19 protein-coding genes and 2 pseudogenes are annotated in these 19,328 nt (G+C 52.2%); 20 read left to right on the plus strand and 1 reads right to left on the minus strand.

The annotated features are described in order from the left end of the window. Window positions 1–149: 149 nt before the first annotated feature. Entirely contained in the window at window positions 150–674 is a 525-nt protein-coding gene (locus BQ2657_RS07165; protein ID WP_075580017.1) for a hypothetical protein, read from the minus strand. Window positions 675–846: 172 nt separating this feature from the next. On the opposite strand from BQ2657_RS07165, the gene BQ2657_RS13260 reads away from it, so the two are divergent. From BQ2657_RS13260 to thyX, 20 genes and pseudogenes are all read left to right on the plus strand, one after another. Next, window positions 847–1,110, plus strand: coding sequence for a hypothetical protein (locus BQ2657_RS13260; RefSeq protein WP_075580018.1), 264 nt, complete (start codon window positions 847–849; stop codon window positions 1,108–1,110). Window positions 1,111–1,532: 422 nt separating this feature from the next. Further along, window positions 1,533–1,724: a Dyp-type peroxidase domain-containing protein gene (locus BQ2657_RS13650; RefSeq protein WP_390621275.1), complete on the plus strand. Its 192-nt coding sequence runs from the start codon at window positions 1,533–1,535 to the stop codon at window positions 1,722–1,724. Window positions 1,725–2,480: 756 nt separating this feature from the next. After that, on the plus strand, window positions 2,481–2,726 hold the full coding sequence (locus tag BQ2657_RS07185; RefSeq protein WP_187119226.1) for a SemiSWEET family transporter: 246 nt from the start codon (window positions 2,481–2,483) through the stop codon (window positions 2,724–2,726). 163 nt (window positions 2,727–2,889) lie between these two features. Then, entirely contained in the window at window positions 2,890–3,081 is a 192-nt protein-coding gene (locus BQ2657_RS12875; protein ID WP_143224850.1) for a hypothetical protein, read from the plus strand. Window positions 3,082–3,153: 72 nt separating this feature from the next. After that, the gene (locus BQ2657_RS13380; protein ID WP_187119184.1) at window positions 3,154–3,378 is read left to right on the plus strand and encodes an ATP-binding protein; all 225 of its coding nucleotides are present in this window, start codon (window positions 3,154–3,156) and stop codon (window positions 3,376–3,378) included. Between the two features lie 71 nt (window positions 3,379–3,449). After that, window positions 3,450–3,860, plus strand: a complete 411-nt coding sequence (locus BQ2657_RS13385) for an ATP-binding protein (protein WP_187119227.1) — start codon at window positions 3,450–3,452, stop codon at window positions 3,858–3,860. 339 nt (window positions 3,861–4,199) lie between these two features. Next, window positions 4,200–5,391, plus strand: a pseudogene (locus BQ2657_RS07195) (IS256 family transposase). A 50-nt stretch (window positions 5,392–5,441) separates the two neighbouring features. Then, a pseudogene (locus tag BQ2657_RS13850) lies at window positions 5,442–5,735 on the plus strand (transposase); the annotation flags it as partial. 204 nt (window positions 5,736–5,939) lie between these two features. Then, complete coding sequence (locus BQ2657_RS07205; RefSeq protein WP_083236202.1) at window positions 5,940–6,083, plus strand: ComF family protein; 144 nt, start codon at window positions 5,940–5,942, stop codon at window positions 6,081–6,083. An 88-nt stretch (window positions 6,084–6,171) separates the two neighbouring features. Beyond that, a complete protein-coding gene (locus tag BQ2657_RS07210) occupies window positions 6,172–8,019 on the plus strand; it encodes an ABC transporter ATP-binding protein (protein ID WP_198524533.1) in 1,848 nt (615 codons plus the stop codon). Beyond that, the gene (locus tag BQ2657_RS07215; protein ID WP_075580021.1) at window positions 8,012–9,886 is read left to right on the plus strand and encodes an ABC transporter ATP-binding protein; all 1,875 of its coding nucleotides are present in this window, start codon (window positions 8,012–8,014) and stop codon (window positions 9,884–9,886) included. Before BQ2657_RS07210 ends, BQ2657_RS07215 begins: the two co-directional genes overlap by 8 nt. 102 nt (window positions 9,887–9,988) lie before the next feature. Beyond that, window positions 9,989–11,182 carry a pyridoxal phosphate-dependent aminotransferase gene (locus tag BQ2657_RS07220; protein ID WP_075580022.1) on the plus strand — a complete coding sequence of 398 codons (1,194 nt, stop codon included), beginning with the start codon at window positions 9,989–9,991 and terminating at the stop codon, window positions 11,180–11,182. A gap of 22 nt (window positions 11,183–11,204) precedes the next feature. Beyond that, window positions 11,205–12,074 (plus strand): M48 family metalloprotease, encoded by an 870-nt coding sequence (locus BQ2657_RS07225; RefSeq protein WP_075580023.1) that lies wholly within the window; start codon window positions 11,205–11,207, stop codon window positions 12,072–12,074. Between the two features lie 166 nt (window positions 12,075–12,240). Beyond that, window positions 12,241–12,720: a CarD family transcriptional regulator gene (locus tag BQ2657_RS07230; RefSeq protein WP_075580024.1), complete on the plus strand. Its 480-nt coding sequence runs from the start codon at window positions 12,241–12,243 to the stop codon at window positions 12,718–12,720. A 134-nt stretch (window positions 12,721–12,854) separates the two neighbouring features. Then, window positions 12,855–13,964 carry a PIN/TRAM domain-containing protein gene (locus BQ2657_RS07235; RefSeq protein ID WP_075580025.1) on the plus strand — a complete coding sequence of 370 codons (1,110 nt, stop codon included), beginning with the start codon at window positions 12,855–12,857 and terminating at the stop codon, window positions 13,962–13,964. A 31-nt stretch (window positions 13,965–13,995) separates the two neighbouring features. Next, window positions 13,996–15,183, plus strand: coding sequence for a 2-C-methyl-D-erythritol 4-phosphate cytidylyltransferase (gene ispD / locus BQ2657_RS13390; protein WP_075580026.1), 1,188 nt, complete (start codon window positions 13,996–13,998; stop codon window positions 15,181–15,183). Window positions 15,184–15,206: 23 nt separating this feature from the next. Beyond that, entirely contained in the window at window positions 15,207–16,679 is a 1,473-nt protein-coding gene (gltX, locus tag BQ2657_RS07245) for a glutamate--tRNA ligase (RefSeq protein ID WP_075580027.1), read from the plus strand. A gap of 15 nt (window positions 16,680–16,694) precedes the next feature. Further along, entirely contained in the window at window positions 16,695–18,140 is a 1,446-nt protein-coding gene (gene cysS, locus BQ2657_RS07250) for a cysteine--tRNA ligase (protein ID WP_075580028.1), read from the plus strand. After that, window positions 18,137–18,616 (plus strand): Mini-ribonuclease 3, encoded by a 480-nt coding sequence (locus BQ2657_RS07255; protein WP_075580029.1) that lies wholly within the window; start codon window positions 18,137–18,139, stop codon window positions 18,614–18,616. Before cysS ends, BQ2657_RS07255 begins: the two co-directional genes overlap by 4 nt. Next, a complete protein-coding gene (gene thyX, locus BQ2657_RS07260; RefSeq protein WP_187119228.1) occupies window positions 18,616–19,326 on the plus strand; it encodes an FAD-dependent thymidylate synthase in 711 nt (236 codons plus the stop codon). The genes BQ2657_RS07255 and thyX overlap by 1 nt, the downstream gene beginning before the upstream one ends. Window positions 19,327–19,328 lie beyond the last annotated feature (2 nt).

The raw sequence follows: 19,328 nt of genomic DNA on the forward strand, positions 1-19,328 counted from the left end.
TTACCAGTAGAAGTGTATAAGTATATAAAATATTGTTTTTTTATGATAGTGTTGATAGATGATATCTGGGAAAATTTTAAATTATGATTGCAGTTTGACTTTTTTATTCATCATCACTTGGTTAATTTAACAGTTGGTGCATATTACAATTATAAGCCACCAACACGGTTTAGAATATATTGGTCATTATTTTTGATTAAATTGTAGAACTCAGATTTGTTATTTACCCAGAGGCCTTCATTTTTTCCATTACCTGCAATCCAAGCCGGAGCTATGGTTTTTACTGAATATGATACATCATAATAGTGATTGTCTGTCTTACTGGTATCGTTTATTGGGCCATTAATTCGATTAATTTTATAATCAAAAATTTGATTTTTAGTGAATAATCTCTCAGATTTATAATAGTCAAATTCTTGGATTAGCATTTTGTTAACAATTTCTTTTTCTGATAATCCCTCTACGTCTGATATTGCTATGTGATTATATTGAACCTTTTCGGATGGTATGGATTCATACGAATAGAATAATAAATATGCAACTCCTATTAGTATAATCACTATGGTTTTTGTTTCTATTTTCTTAGCCTTAATGCATTTATGGATGGTAATAATTATCACAAGAAAAGTGATGATATATAATAAAAGCAAAGAATCACTTATAAATATAATCATTTTTAATATCACCTATTTTCGAAAAGCACAATAGAATTAAAGATTAAAATAAAAAACGCAAGTTTTTAGAAAACAGTGGAATAGATGAGTTATTTTTTACATCGATAAATATTAACTTAAGTATAACGAAGATACGCCAATACAATCAAATTATATCATGAATTGTATATAGATGATAGATGTGAGTAAAATAATAAAGGAACCAGATACAGTTATTGAGCGGGATATGAAATTATTGGCCCTGTTTTTCGAATTATTCCGAACTGCTCTGGGGATGGCATTAGAGCAGCTCGACTTGGAATTAGCAAAGGAATATAAAAAGCAAGGATATGTCATAGAGTGCCGGGATAGGCGGACGGTGCAATGCCTGTGCGGTATCATTTATCCGCCGACGGATGAAAAAGCCAGGAAAGAAAGGCATCTATCGACTGGATAAGCAACTCTGATTGAAACCCTACCAGCAGTCTTTCACTTTGCTGATAAAGAAAGTGACAGAAACGGCTACTAGCCGTGTATATCGAAAAACGGCCGATATTGTGAACTGGTTTACCCTGACGAACCTGAACCATCAAACAGCGAAGCATATCGTGATGCAGTCGGGGGAGCCACAACATTTGATAATGAACCGAAAAAAGTGTATAATGAAGCCAAAATAGCATATTATACGTTATAGGGGGGGAAACTATGGAGGTCAATGCAAATCTTGCACAGGATGTATTCAAGAAAGCGCAAGGATTTTGAGAAGGAGCGGGAGATTGTTGCCGATATCGCTGACCGCATGAAGGCGATTCAGCGTTCGATGGACACATCCGCGTCGCGCCAGAGGCCGTGAAGCTCTCATTTGGGTTTAGCAACCGCGTGGGGGGATATCTTTTTCCAACGGCAAAGAAGACGAAGAAACTTGAGAATTTCAAGGGGATGAACGGAGAACATCACACAGCGCCTGTGACACCCGTCGATTTCTTTCTTCATGTGCGTGCGGTCAGGCGGCAACGAGCTATCTTGTTGTCAATCAGATCATGGGCTTCCTTCGTCCCATTGGGGACGTAGTAGATGAGACACACGGTTTTCACTATTTTGAGGGATGTGCAATCTTTGACTTTATTTATTGACGGAACAGGGAATCCCGTCGGTGAGGAGGCGAAGGAGTGGGCGATCATCGACACAGAGGATCCGGAGTTCATCAACAGACTCTTTCTTTTGCATAGAAATACGCTCACGGCCGCGACGTATGGAGGACACTTCCGACCGGGATGCAGGAGAAGTATATCGGTCGGAGGAAAGACAACGTCTTGAACTCTCCGACGAAGAGAAGGATTCGCATGCGCACAATATCATCTCGCAGGACAACTGTGACGACGAGGAGCATAAGCTTGTGCGCATGAATGTCGTTTTTGCAAATTCCGGCTAAGGGGTGCGCGGTACTTATTTCATTGGTTATGCGCACCATTGGGATGTGACACGGCAGCTGGTCACCAATATGTTCACACAGGATGATTGTTTGCTGAGTATTTGACAGCTGAAAAAGGGCAGTTTTTCTTCATCCCATCGAAGGAACTCTTGGGACGCATCGCCGAAAGGAAATTGTTCTAGGGGCATTAAATATATCAGTATTTCCATAGGTATGTACTAGGGAATATGGTATAGCTCAAGAAATATTGAGCTATACGATTAAATGCTGATTTATTATCAACCACTTTTTGAAGGAGATACAATATGAAAGAAGTATTGAAAAAAGCAGAAGCCAAGGTAGATACTCTGGAAGAGAAAGTTGTGCATCTTGGCAAAGATGCTGTACAAAACAAGATGAGCGTCGTCGGCGTGATTGCCTCTAGTCTGTCCGTTTGTATGTACGTTTCCTATATTCCACAAATCATTGGAAATCTGTCCGGACATCAGGGAGACTGGATTCAGCCGTTTGTTGCATTTATCAACTGCACGATGTGGGTTGGATATGGCTTTTTCAAAAAGAGTCGCGACTGGCCGATTGTTTTTGCCAATCTCCCAGGCATTATCTTCGGTCTGATGGCTGCAATCACCGCCCGTCTTTAAATGCGCAAACGCAGCGATCAACACAAATGATGTAAATCTCAGTGAATGAGAGGGGCTGTTGCATGTGTGAAAATTGCACACATGCAACAGCCTTCTTTTTGGTTCTATAATAAACGCACAAGTACGTCTTTACCACAACCATGTCCAGATTTATGTAGACAACGTGCCTGTTGCTGATGTCTCTTTAACGGATGTCAAAGAGTATTATGTACTACAGGGGCAGCAACATAGCGGTCTGGCGGCCCAAAATGGTATTGCCTGGAATCATGCCATTGCGATTCGTACAGAGAAAGATGTGACAGGAAGGTCTCTGAAAACCTATGATTGGCTTATGGGGGCGATGATCAATGCTTGAACTGAAACATGAATGTCAGTTGTTGATCGACTTTAAAATGACTGAAGCCGCATGCTAGTTGGATGCCTGTCTGTGGAAAGTGCAGCCCGGCGGGATGCCAGCTTCATTTTCTTTTTGGACCAGATTCTAAGGTTACAGAAAAATGTGCAGGAGGATAAGGCCGTAAAGAGACGGGTGAAGCTCTCTCATCTGCCAGAGATGAAGATGCTCGAAGAATTTGATTTTGACTTTCAGCCCAGCATTAACCGGAAGCAGATACAGGAGCTCAGTTCGCTGGCATTTATTGCGCGGGTTTAAAACTTGATTCTTTTTGGGGGCGCTGGGTGTTGGAAAAACGCGCCATGCTACAGCCTTTGCGGTAGCATGCACTGCAGCATGGGAAGACAGCATACCTCATTACACTGTCTCATTTGATGGATGATCTAGAGAAAAGGAATGCAAAAGGTGTGCTGGCGCGGAGACACAAATTTTACGCCCATCCGGATCTTTTGATTATTGATGAGGTTGGCTATATGCAATTGACACGGCAACAGGCAGAAGCAATGTGTCAAGTCATCTGTTCAAGGCATGAGTGGGGCAGTGTGATTATGACCAGCAACAAGTTTTTTAGTGATGGGGGTGAACTTATGAGTGACTTAGTGATAGCAACAGCCATTTTGGACAGATTGTTGCACCATGCACCTGTGGTGAACATTAAAGGAGAGAGTTACCGTTTTAAAGATAGGCTGCGAGCCGGCTTGAACCCAGCTGTCTTAAATCCCGGCCTTGACAATAGATGATAATCGATGATATCTGGGAAAATTTTAAATTATGGTTGCAGTTTGACTTTTTTTTATTGGTTAATTGTAAGATGAAGTTGAACACATAGAAAATCCATAGTGAATGCCTCGTGCCATGATAAGAGCGTCAACAAAAACCACAAGCGAGGTAATCACTATGGACTCTATCAATCAGACCATGAGTTTTCGTACAAAAAAGTACTTGAACCAGAGCGAATGCTTCGGTAATGTCCTTATAATGGTGTAAAAAGAGAAATCACAAAAAATGAGCCATATGCTCATCCTTTAGGTATAATGTAAATCAACCAAAACCCACAGCATACCAAGGAGGAATAACAAATGACTCACCTTAATATTATACTGGATCAGGAAGAAATACTAGCCCTTCTTCCGGTGGATTATGACGGAGCATTCCGAAAATTGCTCCAGGAATGCCTGAACAAGGTTCTCCTGGCAGAATCTACGGAACATCTATGGATCCAGAGAAAGGGCAATGAATCTTCGTGTTGGTACAATCATGCTCACGGTTCCCCATCACCGGAACATCCCATTTAAAACCATGCTCTTCGAAAACTACGCCTGCAGCGAGGCTGCCCTCGTCGCCGGTATGGCAGAAATGGTCGTCAATGAGGTCTCTACCCGCAAAGTCGAGAAAGTCATGGAAGAACTTTGTGGAACAAACTTTTCCAAATCTACTGTCTCCAATCTCTGCAAAGACCTTTCCAAAGATGTAGAAGCATTCCGTAACCGCCCTCTCAACGGCCCATATCCTTTCCTGACGGTGGATGCTACCTACTTCAAGGTGCGTGAGAACCACCGTAACATCTCCAAAGCCTTCATGATAGCCTATGGTGCCAACAGCTATGGCAACCGTGAGATTTTGGGGTTCAACATATATCTGGAAGAATCCACCAATACCTGGAGAGACTTCCTGGATAGTCTCAAGAAGCGAGGCCTGTATGGCACGCTGCTTGTGACCTCTGATGCACACGGTGGCATTAAAGCTGCCTTGCAGAAGGAACTCCCTGAATCTGCATGGCAGCGGTGCCAGTTCCACTTCACCAAGAATATTGGTGAAATGACGCCCAAGAAGTACCAGGCAGGTCTCCGTGCGGAGATCAATGAATTGTTTCAGGCAAAGACTATGAAAGAAGCCATTGAGAAACGGGATGAAATCCTTGCCTCGTACAGCGAAGTGGCCCCCAGAGCAATGGCCTGTCTGGAAGAAGGATTCGAAGATGCCATGACAGTGATGGTCCTACCGAAGGGAATGAGACGGTTTTTCCGTACCTCCAACCACATCGAGCGTGCCAACAGAGAACTCAAGCGCCGCTCAGATGTCATTGGGGTATTCCCGAATGAGACTGCACTAATGCGATTGATGGGTTCAACGCTGATGGAACTGAACGAAAAGCGACAGGCAGGCAAGGCCGTCTTTTCTCACCCAAGCTACGAAGAAATGATGAAAAGTGATACCCCTGCTGAACTGAAAAGAGCAGCAATTCGTCAAATTAACATGGATGCAGCCTAATGATTTCACGACCTAAAGGAATTTACACACAAATTTGGACTTGAATCAGCGAGTTTGCTGATATTACTGAACTAGAAGGTAAAGATTTGACAATTTATTTTGCTCACCTTTATTCATCGTGGGAACGAGGCTCTAACGCAAGGCACAATAGCTTACTCCGGCGATTCATCCCGAAAGGGACTCCAATAAAAGAAGTATCCAACGACACTCTCAAGCGAGCCACTCGCTGGTGCAACAATTTGCCCCGGAAAATTTGGGGTTACAAAACGCCCATGGGCGTTTTCCTTGAGGAAGTAGCCAAACTGGATGATCTACAAGGTGTTCAATTTGATATTGCAATTTAGGAATATTTTCAGAATTAAGCTTTATCTTAATTTGTAGAATCATAAAGTAATTTTCTAAATTAACTTTTAACTGTTGTGGAGCTGGGCAACTTCATTGCAATTAATAAAGAAAAATACTCATGAGAAAGAAATTAAAAATACGGGGAGTTAAAATTAGTACCCACCTATTTTTCTGAAACATGCACACAGTGGTGTTCAAAATCTATGTTATCGTTTGATTGTATTAAAGTCGTGCTGCTCTGTGACGACATCTGCACCACCGGCAGCACCTTGGAAGAAGCCGCCCGGACCCTAAAACGGGGAGGGGTGAAAAACGTATATGCCCTGGCTCTGGCCAGTGGGAATTGAAGAGGTGCTGCACATCCACCCGTGCAGCAGCTCCTTTTTTATGGTAAGCTATAAGGTAGCTCATACTAACGTAAATAGGGGATGTCCTATGGAAAATAACAACCGAAAATCGGGGACAGGGGTTTCCCGCCGGGGTTCCTGGCTGATGATGCTCCGGTCCCTCCGGGAATTCAAAAAAGATGCCCTGCTGACTCCCATCACTGTCATGGGGGAAGTGGTGTTCGAGGCCCTGATCCCCTATGAAATCGCCCTGCTGGTCAATGAGGTGAAGGCAGGCTGCGGACTGGACCGGATCCTCCACTATGCCGGGATCCTGCTCCTCATGGCCCTGTGCGCCCTGGCCTGCGGCTATGTGGCCGGGATCACCTGCGCCCGGGCTTCCTGCGGCTTTGCCAAGAATCTCCGCCAGGACGTGTTCTATCAGATCCAGGAATTTTCCTTCGGGAATATCGACCGGTTCTCCTCCGCCTCCCTGGTGACCCGGCTTACCACGGACATCCAGAATATCCAGAATATCCAGATGGCCTTCATGATGCTGGTGCGCACCGCCTTCCGGGCCCCTTTCAATCTGCTGGCCTCCTTTTTCATGGCCTGGTACATGGGAGGACGGATGGCCCTGTGCTTTCTGGTGGTGATCCCCATCCTGGGCTATGGGCTGTACAAAATCGCCGTGCTGTCCGTGGGCCTTTTCCGGAAAGGCTTCCCTCAGTACGATGCCCTGAACTACAAGGTGGAGGAAAACATCAAAGGCATCCGGGTGGTGAAATCCTTTGTCCGGGAAGAAACGGAAATCGCCAAATTCGATGGAACCGCCCGGAAGGTCCAGGCCATCTTCACCAAAGGGGAACGGTACGTGGCCCTGAACAATCCGCTCATGCAGATCTGCATCTACGGGGTCATGATCTTCCTTTTGACCCAGGGCTCCCGGCTCATCGTCACCACCCGGGGCCGGCTGCTGGACATCGGCCAGTTTTCCACCCTGCTCACCTACAGCTTCCAGATCCTGGGGTCTCTCATGATGTTGTCCATGATCATGGTGATGCTCACCTTTACGGAAGAATCGGTCCAGCGGGTCCGGGAGGTGCTGGAAGAAGCCAGCACCCTCACTTCCCCGGCGGATCCGGTGAAAACCGTCCGGGACGGCTCTGTGGATTTCCAGGGGGTCTCCTTCCAATATGAAGGGAGTACCGGGGAACCGGTGCTCCAGGACATTACCCTGTCCGTCCGGAGCGGGGAAGTGGTGGGGATCGTGGGAGGCACCGGCAGCGGCAAATCCTCCCTGGTCCAGCTGATCCCCCGGCTCTATGACGTGACTGCCGGTTCTGTCCAGGTGGGCGGGGTGGACGTGCGCCGGTACGATCTGGAAACCCTCCGGGAAAACGTGGCCATGGTGCTCCAGAAGAACCTGCTGTTTTCCGGTACGGTGGCGGACAACCTGCGCTGGGGAAATCCCCATGCCACCCGGGCCCAGCTGGAAGAAGCCTGCCGGTGGGCCTGTGCGGACGAATTCATCCGGCGGGCCTGTGCGGACGAATTCATCCGGCGGCTGCCCAAAGGATATGACACCTGGATCGAACAGGGGGGCACCAACCTGTCCGGAGGCCAGAAACAGCGGCTGTGCATTGCCCGGGCCCTGTTGAAACGTCCCAGGATCCTGATCCTGGACGACAGCACGTCGGCGGTGGATACCCGGACGGACCGGGCCATCTGGGACGCCCTGGCCACGGCCCTTCCCGGTACCACCACCTTCATCATCGCCCAGCGGCTGTCCTCCGTGGAACGGGCGGACCGGATCCTGGTGCTGGACAAAGGCCGGATCCACGGCCTGGGTACCCATGCAGAACTGCTCCGAACCGATGGCATCTACCAGGAAATGGCCCGGTCTCAGAATCTGCTGGAAAAAGAAAGGGAAAAGGAGGGGACGCTCCATGGCTGAGAGGAAAAACATCTTCAGCTGGAAAAAGGCCTGGCGGTTCTTCCGGACCCTGTGGGGGTTCTATCCCCGGCTGCTGCCCGGGATCCTGGTGCTGATCTTCATCAATGCGGGGATCCTGTCCCTGCCCGGGATCTTCATGCAGAAGGTGGTGGCCGTGCTGGAAAGAGCCTGGAACCAGCAGCTCCCCTGGGCTGCGGTCCAGCCGGAAATCTACGGCTATGTGCGGATCCTGGCCCTGCTGTACCTGGTGAGCCTTCTGGCCAACGTAACCTACAACCAGCTGCTGGCAGTATTCAACCAGGGGAGCCTGGCCAAATTCCGGGAAAAGCTGTTCACCCATATGGAAACCCTGCCTCTGGGGTATTTCGACCGGCACCAGCGGGGGGACATCATGAGCTATTACACCAATGACGTGGAAGCCCTCCGGCAGATGATTTCCCAGTCTTTTCCCCAGTTGTGCGTCACCGCCGTGACGCTGACGGTGCTTTTGGCCATTATGCTGTATTACAGCCTGTGGATGAGCCTTGTGGTGGTGGGAGGCTCTCTCTGGTCCGTAGCAATCACCCGGAAGGTGGGGGGCCGGAGCGCCCGGTATTTCATGGAGCAGCAGCACACCCTGGCGGACTGTGAAGGCTTCATGGAAGAAAGCATCAACGGGGGCAGGGTGATCAAGGTGTTCAACCATGAAGGAGCAGCCCGGGCAGAGTTCGACCGGGTGAATCAGGCTCTTTTTGATGTCTCCTGCAAAGCCAACCAGTATTCCAACACCCTGATGCCCATCCTGAACAATGTAAGCTATCTGATCTACATCGTCGTGGCGGCCTGCGGAGGCCTGTTCCTGGAAAAGCAGGTACCCAACCTGTCCTTTTCCGGGCTGCCCTTCAGCCTGGCGGTGATGGTGCCCTTTTTGGGCATGAGCCGGCAGTTTGCCACCAATATCCAGATGATCTCCCCCCAGATCAACGCCATGGTCATGGGCATGGCCGGGGCGGAACGGATCTTTGGGCTTTTGGACGAAAAACCGGAACAGGACAGCGGGACCGTGGAACTGCGGCCTCTGGAAGAAGGTACCGGGGGCCGGCACTGGGCTTGGGTGCTGCCGGGACATGGGGAAAAGGAAGAACTGCGGCCTCTCCAGGGAGAGGTCCATTTCCGCCATGTGGATTTCGGCTATGAAAAGGGCAAACCCATCCTCCAGGGCATTTCCCTCGATGCCCTGCCCGGCCAGAAAATCGCCCTGGTAGGGGCTACCGGCGCCGGGAAGACCACCATTACCAACCTGCTCACCCGATTCTACGACATTTCTTCCGGGTCCATCACCTATGATGGAATTCCCCTGGAACAGATCCGGAAAGGGGATCTCCGCCGGTCTTTGGGCATGGTGCTCCAGGATACGGTCCTGTTTACGGCCACGGTGCTGGAAAATATCCGCTACGGCCGGCTGGATGCCACCGATGAGGAATGTGTGGCGGCGGCCAAACGGGCCGGGGCCGATGCTTTCATCCGCCACCTGCCCCAGGGCTATGCTACGGTGCTGAAAGGCGCCGGTGCTGGGCTCAGTCAGGGCCAATGCCAGTTGCTGGCCATTGCCCGGGCGGCGGTGGCGGATCCTCCGGTGATGATTTTGGACGAAGCCACCTCCAGCATCGACACCCGGACGGAACAGATCGTTCAGCGGGGGATGGATGCCCTGATGGAAGGGCGGACCGTATTCGTCATCGCCCACCGGCTGTCCACAGTCCGGAACGCGGACCAGATCCTGGTGCTGGACCATGGGAAGATCCGGGAGCGGGGGACCCACCAGCAGCTCTTGGCCCAAAAGGGGATGTACTGGCAGCTGTACACAGGGGCGTTTGAGTTGGAGTGAAAAAGCAGAAGATGCTGTATGGGAAAGGTGAACGCCACATACAGCATCTCCTGTTTTTATGCTATAATGATACCAATCTACTTAGGAATACAGGTGATCTTAATGGTTAATGAAAAAATGTATGAACTGGGTTCGAAGAAATCCACCATCCGGACCATTTTTGAATACGGCCAGAAACGGGCGAAGGAAGTAGGGGCAGAGAATATCTGCGATTTCAGCCTGGGCAACCCCAACGTGCCCGCCCCTGACTACATCAAGGAAGCAGTCCTGGACATCATGGACGAACTGCCTCCCCAGGCCATCCACAGCTATACGGTGGCTCCGGGAAAACCGGAAGTCCGGGAAACTTTGGCTCAAGATATCAACCGCCGGTTCGGCACCCATTTCACCGGGGCCAACCTGTTCATGGTGGGGGGTGCTGCGGCGGCCATCACCATCTGCTTCAAGGCTTTGGCGGAAGAGGGAGACGAATTCGTCGTCTTTGCTCCTTTTTTTCCGGAATACCGCTGCTTCGTGGAATCCACCGGTGCCAGCCTGAAAGTGGTGCCGGCCCGGACGGAAGATTTCCAGATCGATTTCGACGCTTTTGAAAAGCTGCTGACACCCCATACCAAAGGAGTCATCGTCAACTCTCCCAACAACCCCAGCGGTGTGGTGTATTCCGAAGAGACCATCCGGAACCTGACCGCCCTCCTGGCAAAGAAAGAGAAGGAATACGGCCATCCCATCTTCATCATTTCCGATGAGCCCTATCGGGAAATCGTCTATGGAGACATCCAGGTGCCCTACATTCCTCTCTACTATAAGAATACCCTGGTGTGCTATTCCTACAGCAAATCTTTCTCCCTGCCCGGGGAACGGATCGGCTACATCGTGGTGCCCAGCGAAGTGATGGATTTTGCCAAAGTGTTCGGGGCCATTGCCGGGGCCGCCCGGGTGGAATGCCATGTGAATGCGCCCTCTCTGTGGCAGCTGGTGGTGGCCCGGTGTGCCGGGAAGCCTTCGGATGTGGCTCCTTATGAACGGAATGGGCAGCTGCTGTACCAGGGCCTGAAAGATGCCGGATTCACCGTGCTGAAGCCCCAGGGAGCCTTCTATCTGTTCCCCAAATGCCTGGAAGAGGATGACTACGCCTTCTGCGAACGGGCCAAAAAGTATGATCTGCTCCTGGTGCCGGGGACGGATTTCGGCTGCCCGGGCTATTTCCGTGCTTCCTACTGCATCAGCTATGATACCATCAAAAAATCTCTGCCCCTGTTCAAGAAACTGGCGGAAGAGTATAAAAGTGCAGAGTGAAGAGTAAAAAGGAGGGAGCACGTTGAGCGCCCTTTTGATGATTGTATCTTTCGTTGTTAACTACCTGCTCCTGTCCCTGTGGAGCCCTTTCGTCCTGCTTCTGGCAGCTTTCTTCCTGCCGCCGGATACTCTCCGGTCCTTGGACCAGTCTCCCGGCTGGGAAAACTGGTTCCTGACGGTGCTGGTCCTGGTGCCGGGGCTCTTGATGCAGTTCCCTTTGTTCCAGCGGATGATGATCTTCACCAGCGGCTGGCAGAAAGCACGGGGAACCTATCTTGAGGTGCTGGAACAGGCCTTGGAACCGGTGATCCGCCGGGGCGGACTGGAAGGGGAGAAGTTCCATCTGTACATCAACCCAGAAAAATCTCTGAATGCCTGTGCTTTGGGGGATAACAACATCATCGTCAATGCGCCCATGTTCCAGTATTTCACCGTGGACGAACTGTCCGGTATCCTGGCCCATGAAATGGGTCATCTCCAGAAGGGACACACCTGGAAGCTGCTGCTGCTCTGCGGCATGAGTACGGCCAACCGGGCCTGTTTTCGGCTGTACCGGCTGTTCCTGGCTTTCCTGATGGTCCTCCAGTTCATTCCCCTCCTGGGCTTTATCCTGGTGTTCTTCTGCATGGTGATGAATTTCATCCTCCAGGTAGGGAACTGGCTGCTGGGATGGCCGCTCACCTTGTTCAACCGATACTGCGCCCGGCAGGATGAATATGCTGCCGATGCTTATGCCTGCCAGCTGGGGCTGGGAGCAGAGTTGTACAATGGTCTGGCCAAACTGGACAACCTGTATCACAATCCCCAGCTGGGATTTTTTGGAAAGATGCTTTCCGACCACCCGGCCACAGGGGACAGGCTGGAGAGGATACGGGAGCAGATCGATCAGTGAAAGAGGGTGTTGCACGTTGCGTGCAGCGCCTTTTTTTCTCAAAAAAACGTTGACAGGTATATAAGAAAAGTGTTATAATCTAAAAATTTGACTTGCCAAGATGTTCGTGCTACAATATATACAGTTGTGGTTATTGTATCTACTCTGTACGTAAGGAGGTAGCAGAATGTTTGCAGTGGGTGACAAAGTGCTGTATCCCATGCATGGGGCAGCTGTGATAAAAAACGTGGAACAGAAGCAAATCGACGGCCGTGCAGTCAACTATTTCGTGCTGAAGATGCTGCTCAGCGACATGAAAGTGATGATCCCGGAAGTCAATGTGGATAAGATCGGACTCCGGCCCATTGTAAACAAAGCGGTCCTCCCCAAAGTGGAAGATGTACTGAAGGCCCGGCCGGAGAACAAGATGAAGCGGATCACTTGGAACCGCCGGTACAATATGTATGTGGACAAGATGAAGACGGGGGATATCTTTGAAGTGGCAGATGTGGTCCGGACCCTGGCTGTACAGGAAACCGAAAAGAAGCTGTCTGCCGGAGAACGGAGGCTGCTGACCACCGCCAAACAGATCCTTCTCAGCGAGTTCATGCTGGTGGAAAGCGTGGATGAAGAGAAAAGTGAAAAATGGCTGGACCAATTTGTTTGATAGGAGGGGGTGCTGCACGAAATGTGCAACACCCCCTATTTTTTACACTTTCTTCAAAATTCTGATTCAATCTCTTTTCTTTACTTTAGTAATATTGTAGAATGTAGGTTGATATTATACAAGGAGGTGAAACAATGGTTGAAAAAATCATTAAATTTGTTATCATCCTGGTCTTTGCCGCTCTTGGAGTCTTTCTCATGGAAATCGCCACTCCGCTATTTGGAGAATTCGTTTCTTCCAACTACTTGAAGTGGGGTTTTCTGGGAGTGACGCCTTTGAACCTGATCATGGGCGCCATCGGGGCGTTGGTCTTTGGGTATCTGGGCAAAGCCGCTGCTACGCCGCTGATTCACTACACTCTCCATTATTCGGAGATCCTGGCTTCTTATGTAGCGGATCTGCCCACCGGGGACATTTTCGTCCTTTCCATCGGGGTGATTACCGGCCTGGTGGTGGCGACGCTCCTGGGAACGGCTTTTTCCCGGCTGCCGCTGGTCGGACCGTACATTTCCCTGATTTTCAGTATCATGGGCGCCATCATCGGAGCCAAAGTGGCCTTGAACAAACGCGAGGATATCCTTTTATTTTTTAACAGAGTCTGGTTTGCCCGGAACAAGGAAAGTTCCCGGAAAACCAGTGCTCGCCAAGCTTCCCGCACTTATAAACTTTTGGATACCAGCGTTTTGATCGACGGCCGTATTTTGGAAGTGATCCGCCTGGGCTTCCTGGAAGGAATCATCGTGATCCCAAAATTCGTCTTGGAGGAACTCCAGAAGATCGCTGATTCCGGAGATACCCTGAAACGGAATCGGGGTCGTCGGGGATTGGATATTGTCCGTTCCATCCAGGAAGACAAAGGTGCGGTGGTGGAAATCGCCGACAAGGACTATGATGACGTCACGGAAGTGGATACGAAATTGGTCCGGCTGGCCAAAGAGCTGAAAGGCGTGGTGGCCACCAACGATTTCAACCTGAGTAAGGTGGCAGAGATCCAGGGCGTCCGGGTTCTGAACATCAACGACCTGGCCAATGCCTTGAAACAGGCGGTGCTGCCGGGAGAAGAGCTCCAGATCTATCTGGCCAAGGAAGGCAAAGAGCCGGGCCAGGCCATCGGGTACTTGGATGACGGGACCATGGTGGTGGTGGAAGGCGGCAAGCGCTGCGTGAACTTCACGGTACCGGTGACGGTCACTTCAGTGCTCCAAACTTCTGCTGGACGGATGATCTTTGCCAAACTGAAATGAGACCAAACTGAAATGAGATAGGAATGATGGGATGGATAGAAAACTGGTTTGCATCATTGCCGCGGCAGGTATGGGAAAAAGACTCGGTTTGGGGTATAATAAAAATTATGCCTGCATCGGAGGGATCCCCATCCTGGTACGGAATCTCCATGGGCTGAGCCAAGTCCCCGGACTGGAACTAGCCCTGGTGGCAGTAGCCAAGGGAGAGGAGGAAAGTGCCCGGCAGCTGCTCCAAAAATGGCAGGCTCAGCAGTTCCCCGGCCTTTCCTGGCAGATCGTCACCGGCGGAAAGGAACGGCAGGATTCTGTAGCCAGCGGCATGGCGGCCTTGCCCGCTCATTGCCAGTATGTGGCGGTCCATGACGGGGCCCGGCCTTTTGCCGCTCCGGATCTTTTCTTGAAGGTCTGGGAAAAAGCACGGGAAACGGGAGCTGCCATTGCGGCGGTGCCCTGCAAGGATACTATCAAGGTGGATGATACTCGGGGCTGCGTGGACCGGACCCTGGATCGGAGCCGGCTTTGGGCAGTCCAGACCCCCCAGATTTTCCGGCGGGAACTGTTGGAAGAAGGGTTTGCCCTAGCCCGGGAACGCAGTCTGGCTGTTACCGATGACGCCAGTCTGGCAGAAGCCCTGGGGCAGCCGGTAGCCCTGGTGCGGGGTTCCTATGACAACCGGAAGATCACTACGCCGGAAGACCTGGCATGGGCGGAGGCGCTGGTGGAACGCAAGGAGGAAAAAAAGATGGAATTCCGGATCGGTTCAGGGTACGATGTGCACCGGCTGGTTTCCGGCCGTCCCCTGATCCTGTGCGGGGTAAAGGTGCCCTGGGATAAGGGACTGGACGGCCATTCCGATGCAGATGTGGCCCTTCACGCCTTGATGGATGCCCTTTTGGGGGCCGCGGGGATGGGGGATATCGGCCGTCTTTTTCCGGATACGGACGATGCCTATCTGGGGGCGGACAGCCGGAAACTGCTGGCTGCCGTCCTGGCAAAGATCCGGGCAGCCGGCTGGCAGGTGAACAATGTGGATGTGACCATCATCGCCCAGCGGCCCAAGCTGGCGCCTTATGAGCCGGCCATGCTGGAAAACCTCCTGGCTGACCTGAAGCTGCCGCGGGATGCGGTGAACGTGAAGGCCACCACCACAGAGAAATTGGGCTTTGCCGGCCGGGGAGAAGGCATTGCTGCCGAAGCTGTGGCCAGCTTGACAAGATAAAAACCTTTTGGGAGGAAGATACAATGGAAAAAAATTTAAAAGTACGTTTTGCACCCAGCCCCACTGGGCCGTTCCACATCGGAGGAGCCCGGTCCGCTCTGTTCAACTGGCTGCTGGCCCGGAAAGAGCACGGAACCATGCTGCTGCGGATCGAAGACACCGACCGGGACCGGTCTAAGCCGGAATGGGAAGCCAATATCAAGGCTGCCCTGCGATGGCTGGGCATCGATTGGGATGAAGGGGTGGATGTAGGCGGCCCCAATGGTCCCTACCGGCAGATGGAACGGCTGGATATCTACAAAAAATATACCGACAAACTGCTGGCAGAAGGCAAGGCTTATTACTGCTACTGCACTCCGGAAGAACTGGAAGCAGAACGGGAAGCCCTGACCGCCCAGGGGAAAATGCCCCGGTACATGGGCAAATGCCGGAACCTGACCCCGGAGCAGCGGGCAGCTTATGAAGCGGAAGGCCGGAAACCTACCATCCGGTTCCGGGTGCCGGAAGACCAGGATATCGTGGTCCACGATGAAGTCCGGGGGGATGTGCATTTCGAGTCCAATGGTATCGGGGATTTCGTCATCGTGAAGAGCGACGGCATCCCGACCTATAACTACGCAGTGGTCATCGATGATGCCCTCATGGGGGTCAACTGCGTGATCCGGGCGGAAGAACATCTGTCCAATACCCCTCGGCAGCTGCTGCTCTACGATGCCCTGGGGTTCAAAAAACCCACCTTCGGCCATATTTCCCTGATCTTGGGGCCGGACCACAAGAAGATGAGCAAACGGCACGGGGCTACGTCCGTGGACCAGTACCGGCAGATGGGCTATCTGCCCGATGCCATCGTGAACTTCCTGGCTCTTCTGGGCTGGGCGCCCAATTCTGACCAGGAAATCTTCTCCCGGGAAGATTTGATTCGGGAATTCTCTTTAGACCACGTGGCCAAGAATCCGGCTGTGTTCGACATCAAGAAGCTGAACTGGCTGAATGCCCACTATATGCGCCAGCTGTCTGATGAGGACTATGTGGCCTTTGCCGTACCCTTCATGAAGGAAGCCGGCTATATGACCGGGGAAGAGACCGGGGAAAAGCTGGAATGGCTGAAAAAGGTCATCCTCACTGCCCGGGACCAGGCCGAATTCGGGAAGGAAATCCCGGAAAAGGTGGCTCTGTACTTCACCGATGCCTTCGATTTCGAGACGCCTGAAGCGGAAGCCGTGCTGAAGGAAGAAACGGTGCCCCAGGTGATGGGCCTGTTCCTGGAGAAACTGGCGGCTGCGGAAAATCTGGACCATGCCAGTACCAAAGCCCTGTTCAAGGCCGTCCAGAAGGAAACCAAGCTGGGAGGCAAGAAAGTGTTCATGCCTGTCCGGGTGGCCCTCACCGGAAACCAGCATGGGCCGGAACTGGCAGAAATGATCCCGCTTCTGGGCAAAGAACGTACGGCAGCCCGGATCCGTGGCAGCCTGGCTAAAGCCGGCGTGAGCCTGTAAAGAAAGGAGTCTCTCATGAGCATCCGTGTATATAATGATATGACCCGGCAGAAGGAGGAATTCGTCCCCTTGCATCCAGGGAAAGTGGGAATCTATGTGTGCGGGGTCACGCCCTACAACCATCCTCATATCGGAAACGCCCGGCCCTTTGTGGTCTGGGATGTGATCCGCCGGTTCTTGGATCATGAAGGGTACGATGTGACCTATGTGCAGAACTTCACCGATGTGGACGATAAAATCATCCGGGCCGCCAATGAAGAAGGAGTCACCTGGGATGTGATCGCCAACCGGTACATCAAGGCCTATTTCGAAGTGATGGACAAGCTCCATGTGAAGCGGGCCCATATCTATCCCCGGGTCTCCGAACACATCCCGGACATCATCCACACCGTCCAGCAGCTGATCGACAATGGCTACGGCTATGTGGTGGACGGGGATGTGTATTACCGGGTGGAACGGTTCAGCCATTACGGAGAGCTGTCTGGCCGGAAGCTGGAAGACATGATGGCCGGCGCTCGGGTGGACGTGGACGAACGGAAAGAGAATCCCATGGATTTCGCCCTGTGGAAATCTGCTAAACCGGGAGAACCTTCTTGGGACAGCCCCTGGGGCAAAGGCCGCCCGGGCTGGCACATCGAATGTTCTACCATGAGCACCAAGTACCTGGGGAATACTTTGGACTTCCATGGGGGCGGCAGCGACCTGATCTTCCCCCATCATGAAAACGAAATCGCCCAGAGCGAAGGGGCTACGGGAGTCCATCCTTTTGTCCGGTACTGGGTCCATAACGGGTTCATCACCATCAATGAAGAAAAAATGTCCAAATCCCTGGGCAACTTCAAGACGGTGTATGATCTCTTGAAGGAATACGAACCGGAAACCATCCGGTACTTCATCCTGAATACCCACTACCGGAGCCCCTTGGACTTCAGCCAGGAACGGCTGGCGGAAGCGGGACGGAGCCTGGAACGGCTGCGCACAGCTCAGAACAACCTGCGGGAGATCCAGCAGGTGATCACCGTGGGACCGGATGCAGAAAGCCTGGCCCTCCGGGATAAGGTAGCGGAATTGCGCCAGGGCTTCTTCGACGCCATGAGCGACGATTTCAACACTTCTTTGGCCATCAGCTATCTCTTTGCCCTGGCCAAAGAAATCAATGTATACCACAATGCCATCATCAGCGGAGCCAAGAAGCCTGACGGCAAGCTGGTGGAGCAGATCGCCAAGGCCTGGAAGGAAATGCTGGACGTGATCGGCATCCTGGAAAACGAACCGGCTGCCAACGGAGAAGGGGGCGCCGTGAGCAACGAGGAAGCGGAAATCGCCGCCAAGATCGAAGAACGGCAGGCAGCCCGAAAAGCCCGGGATTTTGCTAAAGCCGATGCCATCCGTGACGAACTGGCTGCCAAGGGAATCATCCTGGAAGATACGCCCCAGGGCGTACGGTGGAAGAGAAAGTGAGATACGAACAGTATCAGAGGCTCCTGGACCATGTGCTGGGGACCTGCGGCAAACCTCAGGAACTGCCGGAACCCCGGCTGATCCATCCGGTGGAACTGGCCTATATCGGGGATGCGGTGTTCTCCCTGTACGTGCGGATGCGGCTTTTGCCTGTGAGCAGCCATGTGCAGGTGCTCCACGATCTGGCCAGCCGGATGGTGTCTGCAGTGATGCAGGCCAAAGCCATGGATGACCTGGAAGAGGCTGGAATCCTGACGGAAGAAGAAGCACAGATTGCCCGGCGGGGCCGGAACACCAAGAGTACGGTGCCCAAAAGCGCCAGTGTCCGGGAATACCGCCAAGGCACGGCGTTTGAGGCTCTGATGGGCTATCTTTACCTGACGGACCGGAAGGAACGGCTCCAGGACCTGATGGACCGATCTTTTGAACGGATCCGTCGAGCTATGGAGGAAGAAAGGAAACAGAAAAAGAAATGATGCATGTGAAACTGCTCCGCTATACTCCCGAACCGGACCGTACCGTAGCCATGAGCGCCCGGCTCTGCTATTCTCCCATCGGGGCGGCGGAACTGGAAACCAAGATGTCCGATAAGGAAGTGGCCAGCCTGGTGCGCCGGCTGGGCCAGATGGGGCACACTTCCACTTTCGAGCATGTGAGCTTCACCTTTGCCATCGAAGGGGTGTCCCGGGTACTGACCCACCAATTGGTGCGCCACCGGATCGCTTCCTACAGCCAGCAGAGCCAGCGGTATGTGAAAGAACACGATTTCGAGACCATTCTGCCGCCCAGCCTGGCTGCCCGGCCGGAATGCAAAAAGGAATTCCAGGACCTGTGCGGAAAGATCCAGGACCTGTACAACAAATGGACGGAAGCAGGGGTACCGGCGGAAGATGCCCGGTACATCCTGCCCAATGCGGCGGAAACCAAGATCGTGGTCACCATGAACGCCCGGAGCCTGCTCCATTTCTTTCAGCTCCGGTGCTGCAGCCGGGCTCAGTGGGAAATCCGTGCCCTGGCCTGGGAGATGCTCCGCCAGGTGAAGGAAGTGGCGCCCATCCTCTTTGAAAAGGCCGGCCCTACTTGCGAAAGCGACCGGGTCTGCCACGAGGGGAAAATGAGCTGCGGACGGCTGGCAAAGCTCCTGGCCCAGGATGCAGCCCAAAAGGCTGCCGGGGAGAAGGCGTAAGC

The organism is Acidaminococcus massiliensis (assembly GCF_900095825.1).
GTDB classification, from domain to species: domain Bacteria; phylum Bacillota; class Negativicutes; order Acidaminococcales; family Acidaminococcaceae; genus Acidaminococcus; species Acidaminococcus massiliensis.

Excerpts from the sequence above, each read along its gene's own strand:
- BQ2657_RS07165 (WP_075580017.1), bottom strand. The coding sequence starts at position 674 with ATGATTATATTTATAAGTGATTCTTTGCTTTTATTATATATCATCACT.
- BQ2657_RS13260 (WP_075580018.1), top strand. The coding sequence starts at position 847 with ATGATAGATGTGAGTAAAATAATAAAGGAACCAGATACAGTTATTGAG.
- BQ2657_RS07185 (WP_187119226.1), top strand. The coding sequence starts at position 2,481 with ATGAGCGTCGTCGGCGTGATTGCCTCTAGTCTGTCCGTTTGTATGTAC.
- BQ2657_RS07205 (WP_083236202.1), top strand. The coding sequence starts at position 5,940 with ATGTTATCGTTTGATTGTATTAAAGTCGTGCTGCTCTGTGACGACATC.
- BQ2657_RS07210 (WP_198524533.1), top strand. The coding sequence starts at position 6,172 with ATGGAAAATAACAACCGAAAATCGGGGACAGGGGTTTCCCGCCGGGGT.
- BQ2657_RS07215 (WP_075580021.1), top strand. The coding sequence starts at position 8,012 with ATGGCTGAGAGGAAAAACATCTTCAGCTGGAAAAAGGCCTGGCGGTTC.
- BQ2657_RS07220 (WP_075580022.1), top strand. The coding sequence starts at position 9,989 with ATGGTTAATGAAAAAATGTATGAACTGGGTTCGAAGAAATCCACCATC.
- BQ2657_RS07230 (WP_075580024.1), top strand. The coding sequence starts at position 12,241 with ATGTTTGCAGTGGGTGACAAAGTGCTGTATCCCATGCATGGGGCAGCT.
- BQ2657_RS07235 (WP_075580025.1), top strand. The coding sequence starts at position 12,855 with ATGGTTGAAAAAATCATTAAATTTGTTATCATCCTGGTCTTTGCCGCT.
- ispD (WP_075580026.1), top strand. The coding sequence starts at position 13,996 with ATGGATAGAAAACTGGTTTGCATCATTGCCGCGGCAGGTATGGGAAAA.
- gltX (WP_075580027.1), top strand. The coding sequence starts at position 15,207 with ATGGAAAAAAATTTAAAAGTACGTTTTGCACCCAGCCCCACTGGGCCG.
- cysS (WP_075580028.1), top strand. The coding sequence starts at position 16,695 with ATGAGCATCCGTGTATATAATGATATGACCCGGCAGAAGGAGGAATTC.
- thyX (WP_187119228.1), top strand. The coding sequence starts at position 18,616 with ATGCATGTGAAACTGCTCCGCTATACTCCCGAACCGGACCGTACCGTA.